16 protein-coding genes are annotated in these 19,968 nt (G+C 66.4%); 4 read left to right on the top strand and 12 right to left on the bottom strand.

Annotation, left to right across the window (positions count from 1 at the left end):
• Positions 1-48 precede the first annotated feature (48 nt).
• Positions 49-1,107: a LacI family DNA-binding transcriptional regulator gene (locus tag TEP_RS09300; RefSeq protein ID WP_132825088.1), complete on the top strand. Its 1,059-nt coding sequence runs from the start codon at positions 49-51 to the stop codon at positions 1,105-1,107.
• Positions 1,108-1,127: 20 nt separating this feature from the next.
• Here TEP_RS09300 and TEP_RS09295 read toward each other — a convergent pair whose 3' ends face one another.
• The 8 genes from TEP_RS09295 to TEP_RS09260 all read right to left on the bottom strand — a co-directional run bounded on the left by TEP_RS09295 (position 1,128) and on the right by TEP_RS09260 (position 14,603).
• The gene (locus TEP_RS09295) at positions 1,128-3,692 is read right to left on the bottom strand and encodes an exo 1,3/1,4-beta-D-glucan glucohydrolase (RefSeq protein WP_132825087.1); all 2,565 of its coding nucleotides are present in this window, start codon (positions 3,690-3,692) and stop codon (positions 1,128-1,130) included.
• Positions 3,689-5,098, bottom strand: a complete 1,410-nt coding sequence (locus TEP_RS09290; protein WP_132825086.1) for a sugar porter family MFS transporter — start codon at positions 5,096-5,098, stop codon at positions 3,689-3,691. Before TEP_RS09290 ends, TEP_RS09295 begins: the two co-directional genes overlap by 4 nt.
• Positions 5,099-5,145: 47 nt before the next feature.
• Positions 5,146-6,480 (bottom strand): xylose isomerase, encoded by a 1,335-nt coding sequence (gene xylA / locus TEP_RS09285; RefSeq protein ID WP_132825085.1) that lies wholly within the window; start codon positions 6,478-6,480, stop codon positions 5,146-5,148.
• Between the two features lie 43 nt (positions 6,481-6,523).
• The gene (gene xylB, locus TEP_RS09280; protein ID WP_132825084.1) at positions 6,524-8,017 is read right to left on the bottom strand and encodes a xylulokinase; all 1,494 of its coding nucleotides are present in this window, start codon (positions 8,015-8,017) and stop codon (positions 6,524-6,526) included.
• A gap of 64 nt (positions 8,018-8,081) precedes the next feature.
• Positions 8,082-9,611 carry a tryptophan halogenase family protein gene (locus TEP_RS09275; protein ID WP_132825083.1) on the bottom strand — a complete coding sequence of 510 codons (1,530 nt, stop codon included), beginning with the start codon at positions 9,609-9,611 and terminating at the stop codon, positions 8,082-8,084.
• A 13-nt stretch (positions 9,612-9,624) separates the two neighbouring features.
• Positions 9,625-10,644, bottom strand: coding sequence for a cupin-like domain-containing protein (locus tag TEP_RS09270; RefSeq protein ID WP_132825082.1), 1,020 nt, complete (start codon positions 10,642-10,644; stop codon positions 9,625-9,627).
• A 3-nt stretch (positions 10,645-10,647) separates the two neighbouring features.
• Positions 10,648-11,406, bottom strand: a complete 759-nt coding sequence (locus tag TEP_RS09265) for a SapC family protein (RefSeq protein WP_132825081.1) — start codon at positions 11,404-11,406, stop codon at positions 10,648-10,650.
• 65 nt (positions 11,407-11,471) lie between these two features.
• On the bottom strand, positions 11,472-14,603 hold the full coding sequence (locus tag TEP_RS09260; protein WP_132825080.1) for a TonB-dependent receptor: 3,132 nt from the start codon (positions 14,601-14,603) through the stop codon (positions 11,472-11,474).
• Positions 14,604-15,007: 404 nt separating this feature from the next.
• Here TEP_RS09260 and TEP_RS09255 point away from each other — a divergent pair, with 404 nt between their 5' ends.
• Complete coding sequence (locus tag TEP_RS09255; RefSeq protein ID WP_240790753.1) at positions 15,008-15,982, top strand: LacI family DNA-binding transcriptional regulator; 975 nt, start codon at positions 15,008-15,010, stop codon at positions 15,980-15,982.
• Positions 15,983-16,068: 86 nt separating this feature from the next.
• On the opposite strand, the gene arsN2 is transcribed toward TEP_RS09255, so the two are convergent.
• The 3 genes from arsN2 to TEP_RS09240 are packed head-to-tail and all read right to left on the bottom strand — an operon-like array spanning position 16,069 to position 17,662.
• Positions 16,069-16,494, bottom strand: a complete 426-nt coding sequence (gene arsN2 / locus TEP_RS09250; protein ID WP_165933909.1) for an arsenic resistance N-acetyltransferase ArsN2 — start codon at positions 16,492-16,494, stop codon at positions 16,069-16,071.
• 52 nt (positions 16,495-16,546) lie between these two features.
• Positions 16,547-16,960 (bottom strand): Rap1a/Tai family immunity protein, encoded by a 414-nt coding sequence (locus tag TEP_RS09245; RefSeq protein WP_240790669.1) that lies wholly within the window; start codon positions 16,958-16,960, stop codon positions 16,547-16,549.
• Positions 16,961-17,011: 51 nt separating this feature from the next.
• Positions 17,012-17,662 (bottom strand): hypothetical protein, encoded by a 651-nt coding sequence (locus TEP_RS09240; RefSeq protein WP_132825078.1) that lies wholly within the window; start codon positions 17,660-17,662, stop codon positions 17,012-17,014.
• 141 nt (positions 17,663-17,803) lie between these two features.
• On the opposite strand from TEP_RS09240, the gene TEP_RS09235 reads away from it, so the two are divergent.
• Positions 17,804-18,082, top strand: coding sequence for a hypothetical protein (locus TEP_RS09235; protein WP_132825077.1), 279 nt, complete (start codon positions 17,804-17,806; stop codon positions 18,080-18,082).
• Positions 18,083-18,161: 79 nt separating this feature from the next.
• Here TEP_RS09235 and TEP_RS09230 read toward each other — a convergent pair whose 3' ends face one another.
• Complete coding sequence (locus TEP_RS09230; protein WP_132826493.1) at positions 18,162-18,509, bottom strand: RcnB family protein; 348 nt, start codon at positions 18,507-18,509, stop codon at positions 18,162-18,164.
• Between the two features lie 239 nt (positions 18,510-18,748).
• Between TEP_RS09230 and chrA the strand changes: the two genes are divergently transcribed.
• Entirely contained in the window at positions 18,749-19,921 is a 1,173-nt protein-coding gene (gene chrA, locus TEP_RS09225) for a chromate efflux transporter (protein ID WP_240790668.1), read from the top strand.
• The last annotated feature ends 47 nt before the right edge of the window (positions 19,922-19,968 follow it).

Below are 19,968 nucleotides of genomic sequence, written 5' to 3'. Positions count from 1 at the left end.
GACGTGCGCGGGCTTCGGCAGCGTCACAGAGAAGAACGGGAGCGCGTATTGGACAAGCCGAAGAAATCGGTCCGCCGCAAGACCAGTGGCGTGACGATCGACGAGGTGGCGGCCCTGGCCGGAGTGTCGCCGATGACGGTGTCGCGGGCGATCAACCAAGGCAAGGTGCGCGACGTCACCCGCGAGCGCGTGATGCGCGCAGTGCGTGAACTGGGCTATACGCCCAACCTCGCCGCCAGTTCGCTGGCCGCCGCGCAGCACACGCGTATTGCACTGATCTACACCGACCCCAGCGGTGCCTACCTGCGCGAACTGCTGGTCGGCCTGCTGCGGGTAGCGTCCAATGCTGCCATCCAGCTGGTCATCGACTACTGGGACGAGCCGGGCCCCGCCGCCCAGCGCAAGGCCGCGCGTGCCCTGGCCGGGCGGGTGGACGGCGTCATCCTGCCGCCGCCGCTGTGCGAATCGCAGCCCGTGGTGACCGAGCTGGTCAAGGCCGGCATCCCGGTGGTGGCGATCGCGCCCGGTCACCTCGGCAATGACATTTCCTGCGTGCGCATCGATGACTTCCACGCCGGCAGGGAATTGGCGCAACACCTGATCCAGCAGGGTCACCGCCGCATCGGCTTCATCTGCGGGCGCACCGACCTCAGCGCCAGCGCGCGGCGCTATGACGGCTTTGTCAGCGCGCTGCACGACGCCGGGCTGGAGGTCGACCCCGCCCTGGTCGAACAGGGCGACTACACCTACCGCTCCGGGCTGGCCGCTGCCGAGAAACTGCTGTGCCAGCCCAGGCCGCCCACCGCGATCATGGCCAGCAACGACGATATGGGCGCGGCGGCGATCTCCGTCGCGCACCGGCGTGGCCTGGAGGTGCCCCGCGACCTGTCGGTGGTGGGCTTCGATGACAGTTCCGCCGCCACGACGGTCTGGCCCGAGCTCACCACCATCCATCAGCCCATCGCCTCGATGGCCGATGCCGCCATCGAGATCCTGCTGCGCACCATCCGCCGCCGCAGCGAGGGCGTGCGCGTGTTGACCGACCACGTGGTGCCGTACCGGCTGGTGGTGCGCGATTCGGTCACGCGCCCACCCGGTTCCCGGTAGCGCAGGACGCAGCGTCACGGTCACGCGCCTGCGCACCCGATGCTGGTCTCCGCCTCGTTCAGGGCGCCCAGCGCGACGCGTGACACCGACAGTGTCATCGCCCCCGCCGTTGCGATCGACCACGGGCGATCCAGCTTGCCGACGTCCGCACCTGCGGCTGCAAGGCACTTCAGCGGCACGCCCACGCGCGTCCATTGGCCCACCGGCAGTTTTGCCAGCGTCGGCGTGAGCGCAATGCGGGCCGAGCAGCCCGTGCCGCAGCCCACCGCCAGCCAGGCCTCGCCGCGGGGTGCAGACTCCACCCGCAGCGTGGTCAGCAGCATCAGGTCGCCGTTGCTTTCGCGCTGCAGATCCAATGCCGTGTGCGACTGCAGCGCGGCAACTGCCTCAGCCTTGCCCGACCAGGCCAGGCGGCGGCCGTCTTCCTGTGCCAGGTGGTCCACGCCGGTGACCTTGAGCAGATCGCCCTCCAGCGCCTCCGGCACCTTGGTGACCGTGACGCCCTGCCCCGTGCCGTTCTGCAGGCGCAGGGCCACGCCTGAACCGGCTTCGCCGCGCGCGAAGAACACGCCGGCGGCACCTTCATTGCCGGTTACCCCGGAGACTTCCGGCAGCGCCGCCAGATCGCCGTTGTCGGCGTAGGACAGGCCGAAGCCGAAGGCGAACTGCGGGTCGTAATCCTTCTGCCCCACATTGTTGGCGTACTGCGTCGCCGTGCGCGGCCAGCTGAAGCTCAGCCTGCCCTTGAAATCGTGCTGCACGCTGCCATCAGGACTGCGCAGCAGCACGTCGGCAACGCCGGCACCTTCCGAACCGGGCAGCCACGCCGCCACGAACGCATCGGCGGCGTTGATCTCGCGGTTGACCCACAGCGGGCGTCCGCTCAGGAACACGGCCACCACCGGAATGCCGTCGGCCTTCAGCCGTTTCATCAGGTCAAGGTCGGCATCGTCGCCCGGCTTGTAGGCCAGCGTCGGCAGATCGCCCTGGAACTCGGCATACGGGCTCTCGCCGAATACCACCACGGCCACATCCGGCTTCGTCACATATTTCCCATCGACCGCCAGCACTGCCTCGCCACCGGCGGCCGACGCCTGCTGGGCGATGCCCTCGTAGATCGTGTCCGCATTGGGGAAGTCGTTGCGGGTCGTGCCGGTGCCCTGCCAGTTCAGCGTCCAGCCGCCGGCCTGCTTGCCCACGTCGTTGGCACCGTCACCGGCGACCAGGATGCGCTGCCTCGGGGACAACGGCAGTACGCCGCCCTGGTTCTTCAGCAGTACCAGCGATTCGCGCACCGCCTGCCGCGCAAGCGCACGATGTTCCGGTGCGCCGATGAGGGCGAACTGGCCGCCGACCGCACGAGTGGACGGCTTGCCGGCCTCGAACAGCCCCAGCCGCATCTTGACGCGCAGGATCCGGCGTACCGCCTCGTCCAGCCGTTGCTGGCTGATGGTGCCGTTCTTCACGGCGGCCAGCGTGGTCTCGTAGAAGCCCTTCCAGCTGTCCGAGGCCATGGCCATGTCCAGGCCCGCATTGATGGTGGCCGGGCAATCGGTGGTCGTGCAGCCCTTGACCTGCCCGTGGCCGTTCCAGTCGCCCACCACGAACCCACCGAAGTGCATGCGGCCCTTCAACGCATCGGTCAGGTACTGCCGGTGGCCATGCATTTTTTCGCCGTTGACGCTGTTGAAGGAGGCCATGACGGTCTGTGCGCCTGCAGCGATCGCCGGCGGATACCCGGCCGCGTGGATGCGCACCAGGTCCGCTTCGCTGATCCGGGTATCACCCTGGTCCTTGCCATCGGTGGTGCCACCGTCGCCGAGGAAGTGCTTCACCGAGGCGATCACATGACGACCATCGAGAAACGCGGGCGTACCCACTTTGCCCTGCAGGCCTTCGACCATTGCACCGGCATAGCTGGCCACCACCTCGGGCGATTCGGAATAGCCCTCGTAGGTGCGCCCCCAGCGGTCGTCCTGCGGTACCGCCACGGTCGGTGCGAATGCCCACTCCATACCGGTGGCACGGGTCTCCAGCGCGGTCACCTCGCCGATCCGGCGCAGCAGATCCGGGTTGCGGGCCGCGCCCAGGCCGATGTTGTGCGGGAACAGCGTCGCGCCGATGATGTTGCTCTGCCCGTGCACGGCATCAATGCCGAACAGCACCGGAATCGCTTTGCCACCGGTGGAGGTGTCCATCGACGCGGCGTAGAACGCATCGGCCAGCGCCAGCCATTCGGCCGGCGCGGCATCGTAACGGCCACCGGGATCGGAATTGCCGCCGGCCAGAACCGAGCCCAACCGATAGCGGCGCACGTCGTCGGGGGTGATGCTGGCGATATCGCCCTGCACCAGCTGGCCGACCTTTTCCTCCACCGTCATGGTGGCCATCAGGTCGGTGATGCGCTTTTCCAGCGCGGGGTCCTCGGCCAGTGGCCAGGCGACCTGCGGCCACGGGTCCGGCGTCGCGGCTGCAGTTGCGGCAACCTTTTCATCCTTGCCGCAGGCCGCCAGTGCCAGCAGCAGCGTGGTCAGCAGCACGCCAGCGTGGGCGCGGCCAACGTGTCGATGGGTCATCGCGTTCATCCTTCCATCTGCTCCAGTTCCTTGCCCTTGGTTTCGTGCACGTACCTGAGCACGAAGAACACCGAAATGACCGCCGCCACCAGGTAGATGCTGTACGTGGCTGCCAGCCCGGTGGCGGCCAGCAGAATCGGGAAGGTCACGGTGACGGCGAAATTGGCGGTCCACTGCGCCGCACCGGCCACCGCCAGGCCCGAACCGCGGATCTGATTGGGGAACATCTCGCCCAGCATCACCCACATCACCGGGCCCCACGAGATGTTGAAGAACACGACATAGGCATTGGCCGCCACCAGCGCCAGCGTGCCCATGCCCGCAGGCAGCTGCAGGTGCGTATCGACCAGCGAGCCGCTGGCGAATGCGGCCACCAGCAGTGCCAGTGACACCGCCATGCCGGCCGAGCCCACCCACAGCAATGGCTTGCGCCCGATGCGATCGATCAGCAGCACGGTGACGATGCAGGCGCCGATGCTGAGCGCACCGGACAGCACGTTGATCAGCAGCGCGTCGTTCTCGGAGAAGCCGACGGCCTGCCAGAGCACGGCACCGTAGTAGAACACCACGTTGATGCCGACCAGCTGCTGGAAGGTGGCCAGGCCGATGCCGACCCATACAATCGGGCGGATCCTGCCGGTGGCCTTGTTGCGCAGGTCCGACAGCCGCGGCCGATGGTGGTCGCTCGACAGCGAAGCGTCGATTTCGGCAAGCTTCGCCTGCGCCTCGACACCGCCGTACAGCCGTGCAAGCACCTGTAGCGCCTGGTCCTTGCGGCGCTTCACCATCAGGTAGCGCGGGCTTTCCGGAATGGTCAGCAGCAGCGCCAGGAACAGCAGCGAGGGCACGGCCTGCATCCAGAACATCCAGCGCCACGCTGCGTGCCCGCCCCACAGCGCCTCGGTGGACGCACCGGCGCTGGCCGCCAGCAGATAGTTGGACAGGAACGCGACGGTCAGTCCGCTGATGATGGCGATCTGCTGGACCGTGGCGAGCCGGCCACGGTAGCGCGCCGGCGCGACCTCGGCGATGTAGGCCGGGGAGATGACACTGGCGGCCCCCACCGCAAAGCCCCCCAGCACCCGTGCGACGATGAACATCGCCGAGGAGGATGCGGCGCCGGCGCCGATCGCCGACAGCAGGAACAACACTGCCGAGACGATCAGCACGTTGCGGCGGCCGAGACGGTCGGCCAGCCGGCCGGCGCTGAAGGCACCCACGGCGCAGCCCAGCAACATCGAGGCGATCTCGAACCCCTGCATCCACTCGCCGGATCTGAACGCCTGGTGCAGGCCGTCCTGGGTGCCGTTGATCACGCCGCTGTCGAACCCGAACAGGAATCCGCCAATCGTCGCCACCACGCTGATCAAAACGATCAGCCGGGTGTTCTCTCCACCGCTCATTGCCTGCTGCATTGCCGTGCCCCTCCCCGGTTCGGTGTCATCGATGCGAGCCGCTGTGCTCAACGCAGCAGGTACTGGTTGATCAGGTTCTCGTAGCGCTCCTGCTTGCCGCTGATCTGCCTGGGCTCGCCGCCCTTGGCGCCCAGCGCAGCCAGCTCTGCCAGACTGAGCGCGCCGCCCGCGAAGTCCTTGCCGGCACCACTGTCGAAGCTGGCGTAACGCTCCTTGCGCCACTGCTCCAGCGGCGAGTCGTTCAGCAGCGCATGGGCCACTTCCAGCCCGCGGGCGAAGGCGTCCATGCCGCCGACGTGGGCAATGAACAGATCTTCCAGGTCGGTCGATTCACGGCGCACCTTGGCGTCGAAGTTCAAGCCGCCTTCAAGCCCGCCCTGGCGCAGCACCACCAGCATCGCGCCCACGGTGTCGTACAGGTCGGTGGGGAACTGGTCGGTATCCCAGCCGTTCTGGGCGTTGCCGCGATTGGCGTCGATGCTGCCGAGCAGGCCGTGGTCCGAGGCGACCTGCAGATCGTGTTCGAAGGTGTGGCCGGACAGCGTCGCGTGGTTGGCTTCGATGTTGAGCTTGAAATCCTTGTCCAGGCCATGTTCCTTCAGGAATCCCACCACGGTGGCGCTGTCGAAGTCGTACTGGTGCTTCATCGGCTCCATCGGCTTGGGCTCGATCAGGAAGTTGCCCTTCAGGCCGATGCTGCGGCCATGGTCGCGCGCCATGGTCAGGAACCGCGCGAGGTGGTCGACTTCGCGCTTCATCTGGGTGTTGGCCAGCGCGGCATAACCTTCGCGGCCGCCCCAGAACACGTAATGCTCGCCGCCCAGTTCAACGGTGGCCTCCAGCGCCGCCTTTACCTGCACGGCGGCACGCGCCACCACTGCGAAATCCGGGTTGGTGGACGCACCGTTCATGTAGCGCGGGTGCGAGAACAGGTTGGCCGTGCCCCACAGCAGCTTCATGCCGGTTGCATCTTGGCGCGCCTTGGCCAGGCCCACCATGTGCCTGAGGTTCTTTTCGTACTGCCCGACATCCTCGGCGTCCGGCGCCAGGTCGATATCGTGGAAACACCAGTACGGCACGCCCAGCTTGGTGAAGAACTCGAACGCCGCGTCCACCTTCGCCTCGGCGGTCGCCATCGGCGAGCCGGCCTCCCACGGGAAATGACGGGTACCCGGACCGAACGGATCGTGCCCGGCATTGCAGAAGGTGTGCCAATAGCAGACCGCAAAGCGCAGGTGTTCCTGCATGGTCCTGCCGCCGATGACCTTGTCCGCGTCGTAGACCTTGAACGCGAGGGGGTTGTCCGAGCCCCGGCCCTCGAAGGGAATGCGGCCGATGCCCGGGAAGTATTCCTTGGCGCCGATGAAAGGTTGCGTGCTCATGGTGCGTCTTCCTGTCGTTGTGCGAGGTATCGCGGAAAGGAGATCAGCCGCGGTACAGCGGCGTGATCGCATCGAGATGTCGAAGGAAACGGGCGTAGGCCGTGGCGTAGGCTTCGCCGCGCGCCGGGTCCGGGCGTGCCGAACGCAGCGGGTCAAGCGCAACGTGGCGGTCGGCGACGTCGGCGATGGAGGCCGCATCGCCGCGGCCGTGGCCCAATGCCCACAGGGCCTGCAATGCCGCACCGAATGCCGCGCCTTCGGACTGGGCCGGCACGTCCACCGGCAGGCCGAACACATCGGCCACCAGTTGCCGCCACTGCGCGCTGTTGCTGCCGCCGCCGGTCAGCACGATGCGTTCGAACTGCATGCCCGCACCGACGAATGCGTCGTAGCCATACTTCAGGGCGTAGGTGGCCCCTTCCATGGCCGCGCGGTAGATGTGCGCCGGCGTCATGTTGGCCGTGTCCAGGCCCGCCAGCACCCCCTTGCCCTGCGGCAGGTCCGGCGTGCGTTCGCCGTTGAGGAACGGCAGCATCACCAGGCCGTCGGCACCGGGCGGCGTGGCCTGCAGGTGCCGGTCGCCGTCGCGGCTGCTGAAGCCGAAGGCGTCGGCGACCTGTCCGGTCACCACGGTGCAGTTCATCGTGCAGATCAGCGGCAGCCAGCCGCCGGTCGATGAGCAGAACGCGGCCCATGCCCCGCCCGGGTCGACCACGGGCGTGTCCGAGAAGGCAAACAGGGTGCCCGACGTACCCAGGCTCATCACCAGGCGACCGGGTACGACGCAGCCGGTACCGACGGCCGCCATCATGTTGTCGCCACCGCCGACGGCCACTTTCACCGATGCGGGAAGGCCCAACGCTGCCGCCGCAGCGGGGGTGATGGCGAACATCTCTTCCGGCGCGGCGATGCGTGGCAGGCAGTCGCCGAGATCGCGCTGCGGATCGGTCGCGTGCAGCAGTTCGGCCGACCAGGTCCGGGTGCGCACATCCAGCCAGCCGGTGCCCGACGCATCGCCGTATTCGCAGAAGCGCTCGCCGGTCAACACGAAATTGAGGTAATCGTGCGGCAGCAGGATGGTGGCAAGCCGCGCGTAGGCGTCGGGCCGGTGCGTTTTCGTCCACGGCAGCTTGGAGGCGGTGTAACCGGCAAGCACCGGGTTGCCGGCCAACGCGATGGTGCGCGCCGTGCCGCCTGCGGCGTCCATGATCTGCACGCATTCGGCCGAGGTGCTGGTGTCGCACCACAGCTTGGCCGGAGCCAGCACCTCCCCGGCCGCATCGACCGGCACGAACCCATGCTGTTGTCCTGAAACTGCCAGCGCGGCAATCCGGGAGCGCACCGCCGGATCGATCGCAGCAAAGCAGGCGTGCAGTGCCGTCACCCAATCGGCCGGCCGCTGTTCCCGGCTGCCGTCTGCAGCGCTGGTCAGCTGCAATGGCGCGCTGGCGCTGGCCACGAGACTGCGCCCTTCAGGGTCGTAGACGACCACCTTCAGGCTTTGCGTACCAGCGTCGATTCCCGCAACCAATTCCATTCACTGCACCCCGTAGTGGTTTGAAGGTAGCGCTACCAATTCGATGCAACAGCGCGCACTGCGGCTACGCCACGGCCCTGCCCCTTTGCCATGCGTCCGGCGCCGCCTTGCAGTAGCGCTCGATGAACTCTGCCTGCGTCGGCATCTTCGCCACCGTTTCCTGCACTGGCTGCCGGATGCGATGCAACAGGGTGCGCAGGTCCGCATCGCCGATGGCCCGCGCAAGTGGGTGCGGCGCTCCGGGCTGGATGCCCTGGCCCATCAGCACGCTGGTCCAGGAGTCGACCCGGAACAGCTCGCCGGGGTCCTGCCAGGCATGGGCACGCTCGCGCCACGCGCGCAGGCGGACCTGCAACGATTCAGGCAGCGCCATCTCGCGGCAGGCCTTCCACATCGGCTCGTCGCGCTGGTTGGCGTGGTAATGCAGGATGATGAAATCGCGCACGTGCTCCAGCTCCTGGCGGCTCACGTCGTTGTACAGCGCCACCAGCGAAGGGGTGATGCCGTCGGACGGGAACAGCTGGATCAGGCGCACCACCGCGCTGATCGTCAGGTGGATGCTGGTCGATTCCAGCGGCTCGATGAAGCCACTGGCCAGCCCCAGCGCCACCACGTTCCCGTTCCAGGCCTGCAACCGGCGCCCGCTGCGGAACGGCACCAGCCACGGATCGCGCAGGGGCTGTCCGTCGACATCACGCAGCAGCTTGGCCTGCGCCTCGTCATCGGACATATGGCGGCTGGAGAACACCAGCCCGCAGCCGACCCGGTGCTGCAGCGCGATGTGCCAGCGCCACCCGGCCTCGTGCGCGATGGCACGGGTATAGGGCACCGGCGGCGCGGCTGAGTCGGTCTGCACGGCAACGGCGCGATCACTGGGCAACCATTCGTTCCAGTCTTCATAGCCGGTATGCAGGGTCTGCTCGGTCAACAGGCCACGGAAACCGGTGCAGTCGATGAACAGATCGCCTTCGATGACCTGCCCGTCCTCCAGCACCAGCGACGCCACCGAGCCGTCATGGGGATGCTGCCGGACTTCGCGGATCTTGCCTTCCACCCGCCGCAGGCCGTTTGCTTCGGCCTTGCCGCGCAGGAACCTGGCATAGAGCCCGGCGTCGAAATGGTAGGCGTAGTTGACCTGCGGTTGGGTCTGCAGCGAGAACCTGTCGGCCAGCGAAGCGGCGCTTTCCAGGCAGAAGTCGCCCAGCTCGGAGGGCATGCCGCGGCGCAGGCTGTCCAGCCAGAAGTGATGGAACGGCGTGGCCCAGGTGCCCTGCCCGATCGTGCCGAAAGGATGGATGAAGCGTTCACCAGGGCGACGCCAGTTCTCGAACGAGATTGACAGCTTGAACGTGCCGGCGACGGCACGCAGGAACTCCTGCTCATCGATCTGCAGGAAACGGTGGAACGTGCGGATGGGCGGCACGGTGGATTCGCCCACACCCACCGTACCGATCTGCTCGGACTCCACCAGGGTGATGTCCAGCTGTTGGCGGAACTGGTGCGCCAGTGCGCAGCCGGCCAGCCAGCCGGCGGTGCCGCCACCGGCGATCACCACTCTCCGGATCGGCCCTTGTGTAGTGTCCGCAGCGTTCAATGCGATGCTCCCATCAGCGGTTGAGTCGACCCAGCAGCTGGGCGCGCATGCGCCGCGCCTGCGTCTCGTCGAACGGTGCCAGCTCACCCCGGGCCGCTTCGGGCAGGTGTTGCCCTGCCTGCTCGCCGGGACCAAACACGTAGTACTGGAAGATCTTTGCCCACGCCTGCTTTTCGCGCGCCGGTAGATCGCGCAGGGCCCACATCGCATGCTGCAGCGCCGGCAGGGGTGAGCCGAGATAGGCAGGCGCACTGCGCCACCAGTAGTTCACCAGCACGTTGAACGGTTCCAGGCTGCGCACGTGGTGCCACCACAGGCCCGGGATGAAGATGGCATCACCGGGCTCAAGCGTGGCGGTCTGCGCGCTTGCCAGGGCATCACGGAAGCGCGGATGGCGGTCGAAATCCGGCTGGTCGAAATCCACCACGCTGACCACCTGCCCACCCGGGGTGGGCTCCATCGGCCCCGGGTAGAGGTTGTCGATCTGCTCCGGCGGAAACAGGGTGAAGCGGCGCCGGCCCACCGCGCAGCACGCCAGGTTGTCCGGAATGTCGTAATGGCAGGAAGCCGTCACCCGGTTGCCGACCCAGATGCTGGCCGAAGCATCGATGCCCTGCCCGGCCAGCCCGGCGTCGTTGTGCTGGGCGAAGCCGGGCAACGCACGTGCGATCAGCAGCGAAGCGACGTAATAGGTGGGCGGGCTCGGCGAATCGAGGTGGTCGGCGATTTCGTCCAGCACCTCGGACAGCAGGCCACGCCGGACCTCGAAGTTCAAGCGGGTGAAGTCCGCGTTGTAGAACGGACGCCCTTCGATCTCGGGGTCGCCGAAGGAATAGGGAACCGGCACGCCTGCTTCGAAACCGCGCAGGTAGGCCATGGCCTCCTGGACGGAACGCGACCCGGCCTGCACCAATGCCCAGTCGCGCGCGATGCCGCGCAGCACCACTGGCTCGCCGGCGGCCACCAGCGCCTGCAGCGGCAGCGCCGTGGGATCCAGGCCTTCCAGTGTGCGCATGGCGACGCCGTCCTGCACCGGTCAGTTCCTGCCGGCCGCGACGGCGGTATCCGCTGCGCGCAGGCGTCGCTGCTTCTCGGCGATCAGCCGGCGCATGTTGTGCAGCGATGCCAGCATCAGATAGGCACCCTCCAGGTAGCCGGCGCGGTTGAGTTCGGCCAGCGCGGAACCGTCCAGCAGCGCGAGGCGGTCACGGTCGACCGCATGCAGGCCGTTGACGCCGACCCGATGCTCAGCGTCGATCCGCACGTCCAGCGCGATCGGTTGGATCAAGCCCTTTGCATCGAGCGTGGCGAACATGTCCGCGGCAAAGGCGTGGCCGTCGTGGATGCCGCGCAGCACCCCGGCGATATGGTCCAGATAGGGCGAGTTGCCACCCTGTGGCAGGAACACCGGCTCGCCGTGCATTGCGGTCACGCGCGGATGATCCAGATCCACGTGCAGCACCGCTTCCCGGGTAAGCGCACCCTCGATGTGGGCTTCCTGGAAACCGATCAGGAATGGCCCTTTGGCCGCGGCGCCGGGCAGATAGGAGGCGTTCCAGCGACCGTCCTGCAGGAACAGGTTCTCGTGCTGTTCGAACCCCAGCAGGGCCACCGCCTGCCAGCCGCCCGTGGCGGGGTCCTTGCGCAGGAAGATGGGATATTCCCGCTGCAGTTCGGCGAACTCGCTTGGATAGGCCGGCACCATGCCCACCGCGTCGCCGAACTCGGCGCCGAAGCCGGTGGCCACACGCAGGTCCCGATGGGCAATGTTGTTGAGCATTTCGTAACGCGACATGGTGTTGTCCAATCCGTCAGCAGCCTTGAACGGGTGCCGCTGCCGTGGCAGCGGCAACCCACGGTTCAGAACCTGTAACGCACGCCCAGCATGTAACGCGGGCTCTGGTCGGCCAGCTTCACGATCATCTGCGAAGTACGCGAACGCCAGCGCACGTCCTCACCGGTCAGATTGATCGCCTCCAGGCCGAACGACCAGTGGTCATCCAGGGTGTAGTTCACGCTGAGATCCCACTGTTCGTACGCCTCCACGTAGTACGGATTGCGGCTGGCTCCCTGGTTGGCCAGGATCAGGTACTGGTCACGCCAGTTCCACGCCAGTCGTACCGACCAACCGTATTTCTCGTACATCAGCATCGCATTGGCCGTGTCGCTCAGTCCCGTGAGCGAGAACTGGTCGATGCCCGGGTCGCCGGCGTTGTTGAAGCCTACATCGCCATTGACCAGGGTGTAGTTGGCCAGGATGCCGAAGCCGGTATCGCCGAAGAAGTACTGCCCACCCAGTTCCCAGCCGTGGAGCTTGGCCTTGTTCTGGTTGATGGGACGATTGACGTTGAACTGGTACAGCGGATCGCCGGCCGTACCGTACAGGTCGTAGGCTGCTTCAGTGGCCAGCACCTGGGCGTCGGTACCGTTGTAGGCGCCCAACCCGGCGGGATTGTTGCGCAGCAGGGCCAGGGCGGTGAACAGCGAGGTGTCGTTGGCCGAGCACGCCGCTGCATTGGCAGCGCCGACCTGTGTGACGCAGGCACCGCTGGTAAGGAACGCCAGCGCCGCCTGCGCATCCGGACCGGCGGTAGGATCGCGCAGGCCGTACAGGTTTTCCTGCACGATGGTATTGCCGACGAAATTGTCGACCGATTTGTTCCAGTAGGTCAGCGAGACGTAGCTCGCATCGGCGAAGTACCACTCCAGCGCCAGATCCAGGTTGTCCGATTCCAGCGGTTTCAGCTGCGGGTTCTGTGCGGTGCCGCTGGCCCGCGAGGACGGGTCGATGAGGACCGAGCCGAACGGTTGCTGGGCGGTCGGGCCGGCATACAGGTTGCCGATCGGCGCACGCGCGATGCTCTTGCCGAACGAGACACGCCCCTTCAGGTCCTCACGAAGATCGATGCTGAAATCCAGATTGGGCAGGATGTAGCTGTAGCTGTTCTTCTCGGTGAACGGCTGCTGTTCGTCGGACAACACCACGCGGAAGTCATTGTTGGACTGCCACTCGATGGCTTCCGGGATGGCGATGTTCGATGTGGAGACAACGTCGGTGGTTTCATAGCGCACACCCAGGCGGGTGTTGGTACGCATGCCGCCCAGTTCACCGTCCAGTTCCACCTGGAAGTAGGCCGACTTCGTCTTCTCTTCCACCAGGTTGTCGGCGGCGCGCTGCGGGCTCACGCCGAGATTGGCACCATAGTTGTCCGCCGCCCACTGCGCGAGGCGACCGGCATCGCCGCGCCAGGCCGTGAAGCTGTTGGCACTGAAGTCGTTGAACAGCCCGACGATGTTGACCGGCTGCAGCAGGTCCATCAGCCCATTGGCAACATCCCCGTCAACGTTGGCCACGCCCCAATCGCCCAGGGTGTTGTAGTTCTCCGCTGCCTGGATGCGGTGGGTGGTCTGCTTGCTCGAGTCCACGCCAAACTGGAAGCGCCCCTTGTCGAAGCTCCACTCACCGTCGACACGCCCCTGCTTGATCTCGCTGATCTGGGTCTGCGAGTTGATGCGCAGCACCTGCGAACCGATTTCACCCGGCGCGAAACCCGGATTGACCACGCCGTTGGTGTTGGCGATGGCATCGGCTGTGCTCGGGTACCAGACCTGGGTGCCCACCGGCAGGCCGTTGTTGAAGACCATTTCCTGCACCCATGACCCACCGCAATGCGGTCCGGTGGTGCAGTTGTTGGTGCCAGCGATGCTGCTGAAGATGGAGCCGCCACCGGTGAGTGGATCGTTCGGGCGGCTTTCGTTCTTCGAGTTGTGCGCATCGAAGCTGAGCTTGAAGCGGTCGGTCACATTCCAGACCGCGTTCAGGCCCAACGAACCCAGCTTGTACTTCTGCATGCTGCGCTGCTGCTCAAGGCCGAAGTCCTTGGTGCCGGCGATTTCACGGATGTAGATCGGCGTGGCAATCGCGCCGCTGGTATCGAATTCGACATCGGTGTAGTTGCTGTTCTGCAACCACATGCCCTGCTCGCCACGATTTTCAGTGATCTCGTTGGTCGAATAGGTGTAATCCAGGGTCAAGGTTACCGCATCGGTCGGCGCGAACTGCAGCACGGCCTGGCCGTTGATGCGCTCACGCTCGAATTCGGAGAAGGCATAGCGCAGGTCGTTCGGCCGCGCATACAGCGCACCGATAGCCGGTGCATTGACCACCCTCGGGTTGCCCGGCATCGTGCCGGTCCACGGCTGCACGTTCCAGTAGTTGTCGGTGGCCTGCACCGAACCGCCCTTGCGTTTCTGGTAGCTGGCGCTCACGCCCACGCCGAAGGTCTTGTCGGGATTGGTGTAACTGAAGATGCCGGACAGTTCCGGCGTCAGGTCGTCGCCGAACGGCTGGCTGCGGTCGGAGACGGCCTTCGCCCCGGCGCTGGCGACGATGCCCTCGTGGTCGAACGGCCGCGAGGTCAGGATGTTGATGGTGGCACCGATGCCACCGCTGGGGACATTGGCCTGGCTGGTCTTGTAGACCTCGATGCCATTGATGGCTTCAGCGGCCAGCTGGGCGAAGTTGAAGGCACGGGTGCCGCCGTCGACACCACCGATGGCGACCTGCCCCGAAGCACCGAACGCATCGGCGCCGGGCATCTGCCGCCCGTTGAGCGTCACCATGTTGAACTGGGGGCCGAAACCACGTGCCGTTACCTGTGCGCCCTCACCATCACGGCGCTCGATCGAGATGCCGGTGATGCGCTGCAGGGATTCGGCCAGGTTGGTATCGGGGAACTTGCCGATGTCCTCCGCACTGATCGCATCCACCACGCCGGCCGAATCACGCTTGATGTCCATGGCCTGGCTGAGGCTGTTGCGGATGCCGGTGACCTGCACGGTGTCCAGCTGTGTCGGGCTGGGCGGGTTCTGCTGCCCGGCGACGGGTGCCGGTGTTGACGCCTCTTGTGCGAATGCGGGATTGATGACCAGGACGCCACCGACAAAGGTGAACATGGCCCTGGAAGTGAACTTCGCCAGCGTCCGGCTCATCGACGAGCCCTCCGGCCTGGGGTACGACGGAAAGTAGCAGCGCTCATGACTCTCCCCTCTGACATACGATCGAATGGATGTACCGCCCCTCCTGGGGGCACGCACGGGCGACGCCCGTCTTCCACACCGAACATCGCAGTGCGCTGTGCACCCACTGCGACTCAAACTCGCTTTCAGACTTGCCGGAACAGCCGCGCGGTAAAGGGGGGCGTCCGCTGGCCTTACACCGGCTCAGTGGTAGCGCTACCATCGCGTCAGGGCGCAGACTACTCATCCGCAATCGCGCTTGTCATCATGCAGCGCAGCAAAGGAAACCAGCCTTGAAAAACGGCCACAAAGCGGTCCGTCGAAAAGCAAGCGCCATCACCATCGATGACGTCGCTGCCCATGCAGGTGTTTCCGCCATGACGGTGTCACGCGTCATCAACGGCCATGCCGGGGTACGCGAAGGCAACCGCGAACGTGTCCTGCGCAGCGTGCTGGCGCTGGACTACCGCCCCAACCCTGCTGCCTCCGCCCTGGCTGCGGCGCAGCACACCTGCATCGCCCTGATCTACACCAACCCCAGCTCCAGCTACCTGCGCGAACTGCTGGTCGGCGCGCTGCGTGGTTCCACCCGGTCGGCGGCGCAGCTGGTGATCGCTGCCTGGGATGAGCTGGGCAGCGCCGCGCGTCGCGAGGCGGCACGGCAACTCGCCACCACCGTGGCAGGCGTGATCCTTCCGCCGCCGCTGTGTGAATCGAAGGACATCGTCGAGGTATTCGTCAATGCGGGAATTCCCGTCGTCTCCATCGCGTCCAGCCGCTTCAGCGACAGGATCTCCTGCGTGCGCATCGACGACCGCCAGGCCAGCCATGACATGGTGACGCACCTGATCGCCCACGGGCATACCCGCATCGGCTATATCAAGGGCGATCCGAACCAGACCGCCAGCGCGCACCGCTGGCAGGGCTACCGGGATGCACTGGCCGACGCCGGCATCGGCTACGACGACGCGCTCGTGCAACCCGGCTGTTTCACCTACCGTTCCGGCCTGGAGGCAGCCGAGCGGCTGCTGGCCCAGGCCCCGCCCCCCAGTGCGATCTTCGCCAGCAACGATGACATGGCATCGGCGGTTGTTTCAGTGGCCCACCGCCGCGGCCTGCAGGTGCCGGGGGATCTTTCGGTGGTGGGCTTCGACGACACCTCCGCCGCGACCATGGTGTGGCCGGAACTGACCACCATCCATCAGCCGGTCGCGGAGATGGCGGACAACGCGATCGACATCCTGCTGCGGGAAATGCGCCGGCTCGCGTCTTCAAGGCGCGCCACCGTCAACCATGTGCTCGCGCACCAGTTGATCACGCGCGCCTCGGTATCGACACCACAGCTGTGCTGAGGACGCCGGGCATCCCGGATCGCAGCGCGGCAGGCCCCGGACATCGATGGACAAGGGGCTGAATCACCTGCCCGGTCCCGGTCGACCTACAGCCGGCGCGTCATCAGCTGGGCCGAGCCCGGGCACAGTCCACTGAACTGCGTCGACGCAGCGATGAATGCCGGTGCGCCATCGCGCGCGATCCACTCGTAGCCAAGCCGCTCGAAGAACGGCGCTGCCGTGGTCGTGAGAAGGAACACGGTCCTGCCACCCGCCGCCTTGGCGTGCTGCTGCAGTTCCATCACCAGTTGCAACCCCAGGCCACTGCCCTGCGACATCGGCTGGGTCGCCAATGAGCGCAGGAGCACGACGTCGCGGCTCGACTCATAGCCCACGCAACCGAGCAGCTCTCCGTTCAACGACGCTGCCAGAAAGGTGATCGGCCTGCCTGCACGCAGATCCTTCGTAGGCAGGCCGCTGGCCTCCAGCAGGGCCAGCACGTCGGCAGACAACGCTGTCTCCATCACTCGCATGCGGCAGCTCTCGCTTTGTTCCGGCCAGGCGACCTGCAGCGGCGGCAGGGGCTCATCGCCCACTCTGCGCGGCGTGGGCGCGGTCGCCGGTGGACGCCGCCTGCTGGCAGGGAAGCGCAGTCTCCAGCGCTTCAATGACCAGAGATGCGGCATCCTGATGCAGTCGTTCGGCGGGTAGCTGCCGGATGTGCGAAGACACACGATCGACCAGTTCATGGGGAAGAATATGTCCCTGGCCACACCACTGCCCTCGGCCTGTATCCGCAACGCCCTGGATGTAGGCGCCCGCGCGGGCGCTCGACAGGTTCCGGCACGGATCGCCGCTGCAGAATCCGTCTTCACCCCTGCCCTGCAGGAGCCTGGCCAACTCTGCTCCGCTCACGAACCAGGTGCGCGTGACCTGCGCTGTCTGCGCCAGCGCAGATCCGGTGAGCATGCAGAAGCAGAGCACAAGGGCGCCGGGCAAGCAGCGTGCTCTCCTGCTGACTGGATCCCTGCGGGTGCCTGTGCTTGTCATCTAGTTCTCCTGGGCCGCATGGCCGCGCTCCTGGATACGGTCGAACTGATTGCGTGGAGTGAACTGCGGGTCGTCCGCTCCGTCCAGCATGAGCTCCACCATTGCATCGAAGGTCGCAGCGGTCTCGCCGGCCTGCGCCGGCGTCATGAAGCCCGAATCGCCCTTGCCGGCGAGGTGGACCGCAGCAACCGTCTCCCGCTCACCGTCCTCGGCCCATAGGTAGTCGTGCACCAGTGCCACGCCGTGCTCGCCAGGCTCAAGGAAATCGGCGGCGCCCCGCGCCATCGCCAGAAACACGACCAGATCATAGAGGTTCTCGGAATACGTCAGCGACCCTGCCACGAAGTACGCGCCAGCATGATCGTAGGCCGCAACCTTGATGTTCTCCGCCTGCGCCGATTCCAGGAGGGCGGCCAACGCTGCGCGATTGTCCGCGTGCCGGGCCAGCATTGCAGTGCAATCGGAGAGGAATTCACCGAGCTCCACATCACTGGACGCAGCCAGATCGACGCCGCCGGGCAGGCGCCACCGGCCGGCGATGGATCGCCAGTCATTCCACCTCGATGCTGCAGGCACCGGGGCCGCCAACCAGCGTGCAAGACGCTCGCGCGGCAGCTGCAGCCTGAGCAGGGCCGAATAGGGTTCGGACATGGCTCGCGCCCATTCGCTGATCTTCGACAGCTTGGCTTGTACCAAACAACGTCAGCCAAGCCAACTGCCGCTAGCGGGCACGTGCTGTTAACGCTCCCGCATTATGCTGACGGCCTCATTGGACTTCCGCGAGGTGCACCCTTGACCAAGCTGCATACCCTGATGATCGCCGGCTGCCTGTCTGCCTTCAGCCCATTGGCCCTGGCTGAAACCGTAAACCTGACCAACAGCGCCGACGGTGCCAACCGCGAGGCCGGCATTGCCGCGGTCAAGAAGAAACTCCACGACGCGTGTACCGATCGCAAGGGCTCGCCCGACGCAGCGTCGTTCGAAGTGGTCTTCGAGAAGACCAGCGACAACCCGAACGTACCCAAGCCGTATTACGTGGACGGCAGGATGAAGTGCGAGTTGCCGGGGTGAGAGCGCGATGTCGCCGGCGGTCTTGCCGCCATGACCCCCGCGGCGGCGGCGTGCCGCCCGGGGGCCAGTGCCGGAATCCCTAGCGACGCAAGGCGTCGATGATCACGCCGGTGGCGATCTCCACCAGCAGGTATTCCGTATCCGACTGCCGCACCCAACGCTGACCGCGGCCGGGGTCGCGCAGATGGTAATGCGCGTAGTCGTCCACCCAGTAGCGCCGGTCAACCTCGGCCCAAGGCAAGCGGTCGCCGCGGCGCCATGCCTTTTTCTGCCAGCCCGGCGGGGGTGCGTCGCGGTTGTGGGGGCCGCCTGCATGGGGCGGCGGTCCGTTGCCACGTGCATGGTGCGGCGGATCGGCCCAGGCAGGGGCGGCCACCAGGGTAACTGACGCGCCCAGGGCAATGCCAAGCAAACGTCCGGTTTTCATGGGGATACTCCCGGTCCAGCCGCGGTATGCGGCGTCGTGGCCCGGAATATAGAACAGCGCCTGTGAACGAATCCACGCGCCCGGCCGGTAACGGTTCAGCGTGGCCCCACCCCGTGCTGCCGCCCTGAAAAGCATCTGCAATCAGCGACATCGGGACTGTGTATCCTCGGCCCGTGACCGTATCGCCGCCCCCGCCCGAAGCTGATGCCGCTGACGCGATGAAAGGCCGCGGCAACGCTATGGAGGTGTTTTTTGTCTTCCTCAAACTGGGGCTGACATCTTTTGGTGGGCCTATCGCCCATATCGGCTATTTCCACCGTGAATTCGTGCAGCGTCGTCGCTGGCTCGATGATGCCCGCTTCGCCCAACTGCTGATGGTCTGCCAGTTCCTGCCGGGGCCGGCCAGCAGCCAGATGGGCCTGGCGATCGGCCTGTTCCGGGGTGGCTGGCCGGGCGCGCTGGCGGCATTCACTGCATTTACCCTGCCCTCTGCGCTGCTGATGCTTGGTTTTGCCGCAGCAGTTTCCCGGTTGCATCACGGAATGTACCCGGCCGTCATCCACGGTCTGAAACTGGTGGCCGTGGCGGTGGTCGCCCACGGCCTGCTGGGCATGGCGCGGCAACTGCTGCCCGATCTGCGGCACGCGTTGATTGCCTGCCTCGCCCTGGCCGTAGCGGTCCTGGCAGGCAATGCATGGGCATCGTTGATGGCGGTGGCGCTGGGCGGCCTGCTGGGCATGTGGCTGTGCACGCACGCAAGGGCGCCGGTTGCTGCGGTGTTTCCGGTCCGTTATGGCGCACGTGGCGCCGCCCTCAGCCTGGGGCTTTTTGTGCTCGGGCTGGCGGCGTCCCTGCTGCTGCCCTCCTCTACCGTGCCGACGGCACCACGCATTGCAAGCGCGTTCTATCAGGCAGGGGCCTTGGTCTTTGGCGGAGGCCACGTGGTACTGCCGCTGCTGCAGCATGCGGTGGTCGACAGCGGTTGGGTAGGAGCGGACACGTTCCTTGCCGGCTACGGTGCCGCGCAGGCAATGCCCGGCCCGATGTTCTCGCTTGCGGCGTTCCTGGGTGCGGAGGTCTCATCGGGCCTGCCAGCAGTGCTCGGTGCAGGGATCGCGCTGCTGGCCCTCTTCCTGCCGGGATTCCTGTTGCTGCTGTCGGTATTGCCGATATGGAACCAGTTGGTGTGCCGACCGTGGGCGGCCAGAGCAGTGGCCGGGGCCGGTGCGGCGGTGGTCGGCCTGCTGGCCGCCGCGTTCCATGATCCGGTGTGGACGCAAGGTGTGCGGGCGCCGATTGATCTTGCGATCGCCGCAGTGGGCTTTGCGCTGCTGGCGGTTGCGCGGATCTCGGCAGTGTGGGTGGTGCTGTGGTGCGTTGTTGCTGCGCTGGCCGTACAACGGCTCATGTAGGCCTCTCTGCCTGCGCTTGGCGATGGCCTGCAGCACCTCCCGCACTT

Source organism: Stenotrophomonas sp. TEPEL, assembly GCF_004348785.1.
Classification (GTDB): domain Bacteria; phylum Pseudomonadota; class Gammaproteobacteria; order Xanthomonadales; family Xanthomonadaceae; genus Stenotrophomonas; species Stenotrophomonas indicatrix.
Note: the sequence above shows the minus strand (reverse complement) of the source record. Positions and strands in the feature narration are given on the sequence as shown.